Annotated in this window: 5 protein-coding genes and 1 pseudogene; all 6 read left to right on the top strand. The window is 57.0% G+C overall.

The window, feature by feature from the left end; all coding sequences use genetic code 11:
• Positions 1-593: pseudogene (locus tag AACR93_RS21690) on the top strand (bacteriophage T4 gp5 trimerisation domain-containing protein); the annotation flags it as partial.
• Positions 594-719: 126 nt separating this feature from the next.
• Positions 720-2,093: a tetratricopeptide repeat protein gene (locus AACR93_RS21685; RefSeq protein WP_043851931.1), complete on the top strand. Its 1,374-nt coding sequence runs from the start codon at positions 720-722 to the stop codon at positions 2,091-2,093.
• A 689-nt stretch (positions 2,094-2,782) separates the two neighbouring features.
• The gene (gene tssB / locus AACR93_RS21680) at positions 2,783-3,286 is read left to right on the top strand and encodes a type VI secretion system contractile sheath small subunit (protein WP_033114640.1); all 504 of its coding nucleotides are present in this window, start codon (positions 2,783-2,785) and stop codon (positions 3,284-3,286) included.
• Between the two features lie 38 nt (positions 3,287-3,324).
• Positions 3,325-4,806 (top strand): type VI secretion system contractile sheath large subunit, encoded by a 1,482-nt coding sequence (tssC, locus tag AACR93_RS21675; protein ID WP_033114641.1) that lies wholly within the window; start codon positions 3,325-3,327, stop codon positions 4,804-4,806.
• Positions 4,807-4,812: 6 nt separating this feature from the next.
• Complete coding sequence (gene tssE / locus AACR93_RS21670; RefSeq protein WP_041210862.1) at positions 4,813-5,244, top strand: type VI secretion system baseplate subunit TssE; 432 nt, start codon at positions 4,813-4,815, stop codon at positions 5,242-5,244.
• A gap of 3 nt (positions 5,245-5,247) precedes the next feature.
• On the top strand, positions 5,248-6,897 hold a 1,650-nt coding region (gene tssF, locus AACR93_RS21665; protein WP_043851930.1), incomplete at its 3' end, for a type VI secretion system baseplate subunit TssF.

Here is a 6,897-nt window from a genome sequence, read left to right as displayed (position 1 = left end):
TCGTGACCGGGCGCACCTATCACGCCACCAACCGGCCGCCGTATGAGCTGCCAGCCAACAAGACCCGCACCGTGCTACGCACCGAAACCCACAAGGGCGAGGGTTTCAACGAGCTGCGTTTTGAAGACCAGGCCGGGCAGGAAGAGATTTACATCCACGGTCAGAAAGACCTGAACGTGCTTATCGAAAACGATGCCGCTTGGCATATCAAGCATGACGAGCATCGCGACATCGACAACGAGCGGATCACCCGCATCAAGGCCAACGACCACCTGACGGTGGAGGGTGAGAAGCGGGAGCACATCAAGGCGGACTATTCGCTGACGGTGGATGCCTCCATGCACCAGAAGCTGGGGCAAAGCTGGCTTGCTCAGGCGGGGCAGGAGATGCACGTCAAGGCCGGTGCCAAGGTGGTGCTGGAGGCTGGGTCAGAGATCAGCGTCAAGGTCGGAGGCTGCTTTATCAAGGTCGATGGGGGCGGGGTTACTCTGGTTGGCCCCACCATCAAGATGAACTCGGGCGGTGCTGCCGGCTCTGGCTCCGGGTGTTCGACCCAGGCGCCTCTGTTACCCAAAGCCGTCGTGCCGGAACCTCGCTAGAGGTGCTGAGGCTGCGCGGCATCCATCTTCTCATTTACGGGTGTTTCGGGTGGTGATGATTTCATATCGTCATTGCCCGGCGCCCTTCGTTCGTTATTTTTACTTATGCAAAAATGCAAAATGAATAAAAAAAATTTATGGTGCGTGCTGGCGGTCGCTCTGCTCGCCGGTTGTGCCACGACAAACTCGTCTGTGAGTGATGCCGAGCTTGCTAAAGAGGCAAAACAGGGCAATGGCAAGGCGCAGTATGAACTCGCCAAACGGCTGGCGGCACAGCCCGACTATCCGCAAGCCATGCACTGGATGCAGCAGGCTGCAGGTCAGAGTGGCCCTCTTGCTGCCGATAACAAGGTTCGCGGAGCGGCCGCTCTGCAGGTTGGCCACTGGTATCAGCTGGGATTGGGCGAGCCGAAAAGCCCGCAACTGGCGGAACAGTGGTGGCAACGGGCATCCCGACTGGGCAATCGTGAAGCCAGCTATCAGTTGGGTCTTGCCTGTCGCAGCGAACATCAGGGCAAGCTGGCAAGTGACTGTCTCGACTGGTTTGAACGGGCGGCCAGGCAGGATCACGCTGGTGCCCAGTTGATCCTGGGTGAATGGTATGCCAGCCAGTCAGGTGCCGATCAGGATGCCATCGAGTGGTTGGAAAAGTCAGCCGAGCAAGGCAACCGCGATGCCCAGTATCAGCTTGCGCTGCGTTATCAACAGGGAAAGGGGGTGGTCAAACGTCCCGATATTGCCATGCGCTGGTTCGAGAAGGCGGCTGCCCAGCAGCACCCTGATGCTCTCTATGTCCTTGCCACCGAGGCAAGCCCCAGAACGGCATTCGAGGCCTATCAACGCGCCGCCAATGCCGGTTCTGCACCAGCTCAGCTCTGGCTTGGCATGGCCTATCTGGCGGGGGAGCAGGTCGCAGCCGATCCGGCACTGGGACGCTACTGGCTGGAATTGGCGGCAGGTAACGGCGCCCATGAAGCGGAGTACCAGCTTAGCCTGCAGCAGAGCGAGGCATCGTCGCGGGAGCACTGGTTGTCGCTGGCGGCGCAAGGGGGGATCAGCAAGGCACAGGTCGAGCTGGCCACTTTGCAGCAAGAGCGGGGGGAGCTGGAGTTGGCTCGTGAGGGGTTCGCGCTGGCCAGCAAACAGGGTGAACTCGATGCTCAATACGCCTATGGCGAGATGCTGCGTCTTGGTCAGGGGGGGAAGGAGGATTATGGTCTCGCCCTGAAACAGTACCGGCTTGCGGCCAATGCCGGACATCGGGAGGCACAATATCGGATGGGGATGATGCGGGATCAGGGACTGGGTGCCCCACGCAACAGACTGCATGCTTATGCATGGTATTTGCTGGCTGCCACCGACGGTAACAAGGAGGCAACCCAGGCGAGAAATGAACTGGAAAAAGAGATGACCGAAAAGGAGAAAAGCGCTGGTCAAAAATTGGCGCAGCACTGGTTTGATCGTCTTGCCAAAGGTAAACAACTGGACAGTTGATAAGCAATATGTTGATGGGGGAGTTGGCGTATCCCACTCTTCCTGATAATGGTGTTTATGAATTTAATTGTCAGTGAGCAGCCTTGGTGTGCTCTTATTGATTGTCTGAACGCTGATTTCTGCTCATTGATTGTGCGGGATGATGTGAGCAAGATACGCTGATTTTCTTGAAGAGGTGGACGACAGAAGGTGTCGCTCACCTCTTTTTTTTGCCATTTTTTTGAAATTTGTGATTGCAAGTCAGGCTATTGCGACGGGGCGTTTTTGGTGACGATTTTTATTTTCTTATCGTAATGAATGCGTGCAATGAACATACAGGCGGTTGAGTATAAGATGTTGATTTTGTTTGTTTATATTTTCATTTGAATTTGTTTATTGCTTGATCGTTAGAAATGAATCATTGACTTGACAATATATGGACATATACCATGCGGCGCAAATGGCTCTTAAGTCAAAATGACCTCAAACAAAGAGTTGAGGCGTATCGGGTTGTATAGATAACAAGATGGATATTGTGTTTTTGATTATTAGAGCAATTGCTTGAGATATATCGAAAACGCATCCTTGGTCGATGCTATTGCCACCGAAAATAGCGATGGCACCGTCAACTGTCATTTTTTACAGTTGCCGGATAAAGCGTTGACTATAAGCTTTGTGGCCTTGTTGGCCCTTAACTTGGTATTTAGAGCATGGGAAAAGGAATTGACGGCGCCACTGTTGCGCCCAAAGAGCGTATCAATATCAAATATGTACCGGCAACCGGTGGTCAGCAGGCGGAAATAGAACTTCCGCTGACCATGATGGTGGTCGGTAATATGAAAGGGCGTACCGAAGAAACCCCTATCGAGGAGCGCCAGACCGTCTCCATCGACAAGAATAATTTCTCTTCAGTCATGAAAGAATCCGCGCTGGAACTGAAATTTTCCGTTCCCAATCGCCTGGAAGAGAACAGCCAGGACGAGATGCCGGTTTCAATCAAGATCCAGTCTCTGGAAGATTTCACCCCGGACAGCGTTGCCCAGCAGGTTCCCGAGCTGCGCAAACTGCTTGAACTGCGCGAAGCACTGGTTGCCCTGAAAGGGCCGCTGGGGAATATCCCTGCCTTCCGCAACCGCCTGCAGGATCTGCTGTCCAGTGATGAAGCCCGTGAGCAGCTGCTCAAGGAGCTGGATTTGATTAAGCCTGCCGAGTGATCGCCGGGTTGGATTGACTGAACGAGAAAGGAAAAAACATGTCTTTGGTCGAAGAACAGGTTCAAGCGGGGGCCGCCGTCGCCTCCTCGTCCTCCCTGCTGGACGAAATCATGGCGCAGGCTCGCATCACTCCGGTGGATGAGGGTTACAGCGTCGCCAAGCAGGGTGTTGCAGCCCTGATCGCCAATATTCTGGATAGCGGTTCCACTGCAGAGCCGGTCAACAAGGCGCTGGTTGACAGCATGATTGTCGAGCTCGACAAGAAGCTGAGCAAGCAGATGGACGTCATCCTGCACGCCAAAGAGCTGCAGGAGATGGAGTCCTCCTGGCGCTCCCTCAAGCTCTTGGTGGATCGCACCGATTTTCGCGAGAACATCAAGATCCAGGTGCTGCACGCTACCAAGGAAGAGCTGCTGGAAGACTTCGAGTTCTCGCCCGAGATCACCCAGTCCGGCCTCTACAAGCATGTCTATTCAACCGGCTACGGTCAGTTCGGCGGTCAGCCGATCGGTGCCGTGATCGGTGACTACGCTTTTACCCACAGCTCGCCTGACATCAAGCTGATGCAGTATGTCAGTGCCGTCGGTGCCATGGCCCACGCACCCTTCATCTCCTCTGTCGCCCCCGCCTTCTTCGGCGTTGACAGCTTCACCGATCTGCCCTCCATCAAGGATCTGAAATCGGTGTTCGAAGGACCGGCCTACACCAAATGGCGTTCCCTGCGTGAATCGGAAGATTCCCGCTATCTGGGTCTGACTGCGCCGCGTTTCCTGGCCCGTCTGCCCTACGATCCGACCGAGAACCCCATCAAGGGCTTCAACTACAAGGAAGATATCAGCTCGGATCACGACCACTACCTGTGGGGCAACACTGCCTATCTGATGGGCACTTCCCTGACCGACAGCTTCGCCAAGTACCGCTGGTGCCCGAACATCATCGGCCCGCAGAGCGGTGGTGCCATCCACGATCTGCCGGTGCACGTCTATGAGGCGATGGGTCAGCTGCAGGCGAAGATCCCGACCGAGGTGCTCATCACCGACCGTCGCGAGTATGAGCTCTCCGAAGAGGGTTTCATCACCCTGACCATGCGCAAGGACAGCGACAACGCCGCCTTCTTCTCTGCCAACTCGGTACAAAAGCCCAAGGTGTTCCCCAACACCAAAGAGGGTAAAGAGGCGGAGACCAACTACAAGCTGGGTACCCAACTGCCCTACATGTTCATCATCAACCGTCTGGCGCACTACATCAAAGTGCTGCAGCGCGAGCAGATCGGCTCCTGGAAGGAGCGCCAGGATCTGGAGCGCGAGCTGAACGGCTGGATCAAGCAGTACGTTGCCGATCAGGAGAACCCGCCGGCAGACGTGCGCAGCCGTCGTCCCCTGCGTGCAGCCCAGATCAAGGTGCTGGATGTGGAAGGCGAGCCGGGCTGGTATCAGGTCGCCATGGCCGTGCGCCCGCACTTCAAGTACATGGGGGCGAGCTTCGAGCTCTCTCTGGTAGGTCGACTGGACAAGGAATAATGACCGATGCCGTATCTCTCTTCCTGGGATAGAGGAAATACGGCCAGTCTGTTTGATCGCATCAGGGGGGAGGGGCATGGCTCCTCCCCCCGTTCGGAAGTGGAGGTGCTGGTCGATTCCGTAAAACGGCAACTCGATCAGATCCTCAACACCCGTCCCGGCAACTGCCGCAGCGCGCCCGATCTGGGAGTCATCGATCTCAACGATGCCACTCAGGGGAGCGCCGATATCAAGGGACGGATCCGGGAGGCGATCCGGCAATGCATCCGCCGGTATGAACCGCGGATTGTGCATGTGGATGTACGTTCACCCGACTATCAGTCGAGCCCGCTCGAGATGTCGTTTATGGTGACCGCCCACGTCAGGCTGGAACATATCGATCACGTTACCTCGTTCAACGTCCATATGGACAGTCACCGTCACTACCGCATGGTCTGATCAATGTCGCTGGAACATTACTTCAGGGATGAACTGGCTTTTTTGCGCCTGCAAGGGCGCGAATTTGCCACTGCCTATCCCGAACTCACCCGCTTTCTGTCGGAGCAAAATAGCGATCCGGACGTGGAGCGCCTGCTGGAAGGGTTCGCCTTTCTCACGGGCAACCTGCGCGCCAAGATTGAGGATGAGTTTCCCGAGCTGACCCACGGTCTGCTCAATATGCTCTGGCCCAACTACCTGCGCCCCGTGCCCAGCATGACCATCATGCAGTTCTCGGTCATTCCGGGGGCCATCGCCCAGCCAGCGCTGGTGAGTCAGGGATGCCAGCTCGACAGCCTGCCGCAAGATGGCGTGACCTGCCACTTCCAAACCTGTCACGATGCCTGGGTCTATCCGGCAGACATCCAGCATATCTCGGCGCAAAGCGGCAACGATCTCTCCACCATCTCGCTGGATATCGCCCTGCATGCACCGCTTCCCCTGAGCGAGCTGCAACTCGACAAGCTGCGTCTCTTTCTTGGCGGCGATAGCTACACCGCCTATGAACTTTATTTCTGGCTCTCCAACCAGCTCTCCCACATCGAGCTGGAGGTTGACGGCAAGCGGTTCCGTCAGGAGGCCAAGGCACTGAAACCGGTCGGTTTCGAGCGCGATGATGCGCTGTTGCCCTATCCGAACAATGTCTATTCCGGTTACCGGATCCTGCAGGAGTACTTCTGCTTTCCGGAAAGTTTCCTCTTCTTCGAGCTTTCGGGCGGCGAGTGGCCAAAGCAGCCGCTGCCGGTCAGCGAGTTCAAGATCCATTTCTGCTTCGACCGGCCGTTGCCGGCGGAGCTCAAGATCCGTCCCGACTCTTTCATGCTCAACTGCGTGCCGGCCATCAACCTGTTCCAGCACGACAGCGAGCCGGTCAATCTCAATGGCCGTCAGGCGGAATACCCCCTCAAGGCGAGCTATCGCCATGCCGACAGCTTCGAAATCTTCTCGGTCGACAAGGTCGAGGGGTGGGTTGAGGGCAATCTGGGTCGCTCGCGCGGCACCCCGCGCATCTATCAGCCGTTTGAAAGTTTTCAGCACCAGATTGAGCGGGCCAAACAGCGGCTGGCACTCTACTACCGGGTGCGGGTCAAGGAGTCGGTGAGCGGCGATGGTTTTGAGCACAGCCTCTCGTTTGTGCGCGGGGATGAGACCATCGCCCACGATCTGGACGAATCCATCTCGGTGACGCTCACCTGTACCAACCGGTCCCGCGCTGCCCGCCTCAAGGTCGGCAGCGTCTGCGTGCCGACCGGCAGCTCCCCCTCGTTTGCCACCTTCCGCAACCTGATCCGGCCGACCCGGCCGTTGCGTCCAGCTCTCGATGGCAGCCTGCACTGGACCCTGATTTCCAACCTGTCGCTCAACTATGTCTCTCTGCTGCGGCGCGATGCGCTGGTCCAGGTGCTGCGCACCTACGATTTTCCGGCGCTGCATGACAAGCAGGCGGAACAGGCATCGCGCAAACGGCTGGCGGGGATTGAGGAGATCGAGACCACGCCGGTGGATCGGCTGGTACGCGGCATGCCGGTGCGGGGGCTCAAGTCGGTGCTCTCCATTCGCCAGTCCGCCTTCGGCAGCGAAGGGGAGCTCTATCTCTTCAGTACCTGTCTCTTA

Source organism: Aeromonas sp. L_1B5_3 (genome assembly GCF_963866575.1).
GTDB lineage: Bacteria > Pseudomonadota > Gammaproteobacteria > Enterobacterales > Aeromonadaceae > Aeromonas > Aeromonas jandaei.
This window is presented reverse-complemented; position numbering and strand designations above follow the sequence as displayed.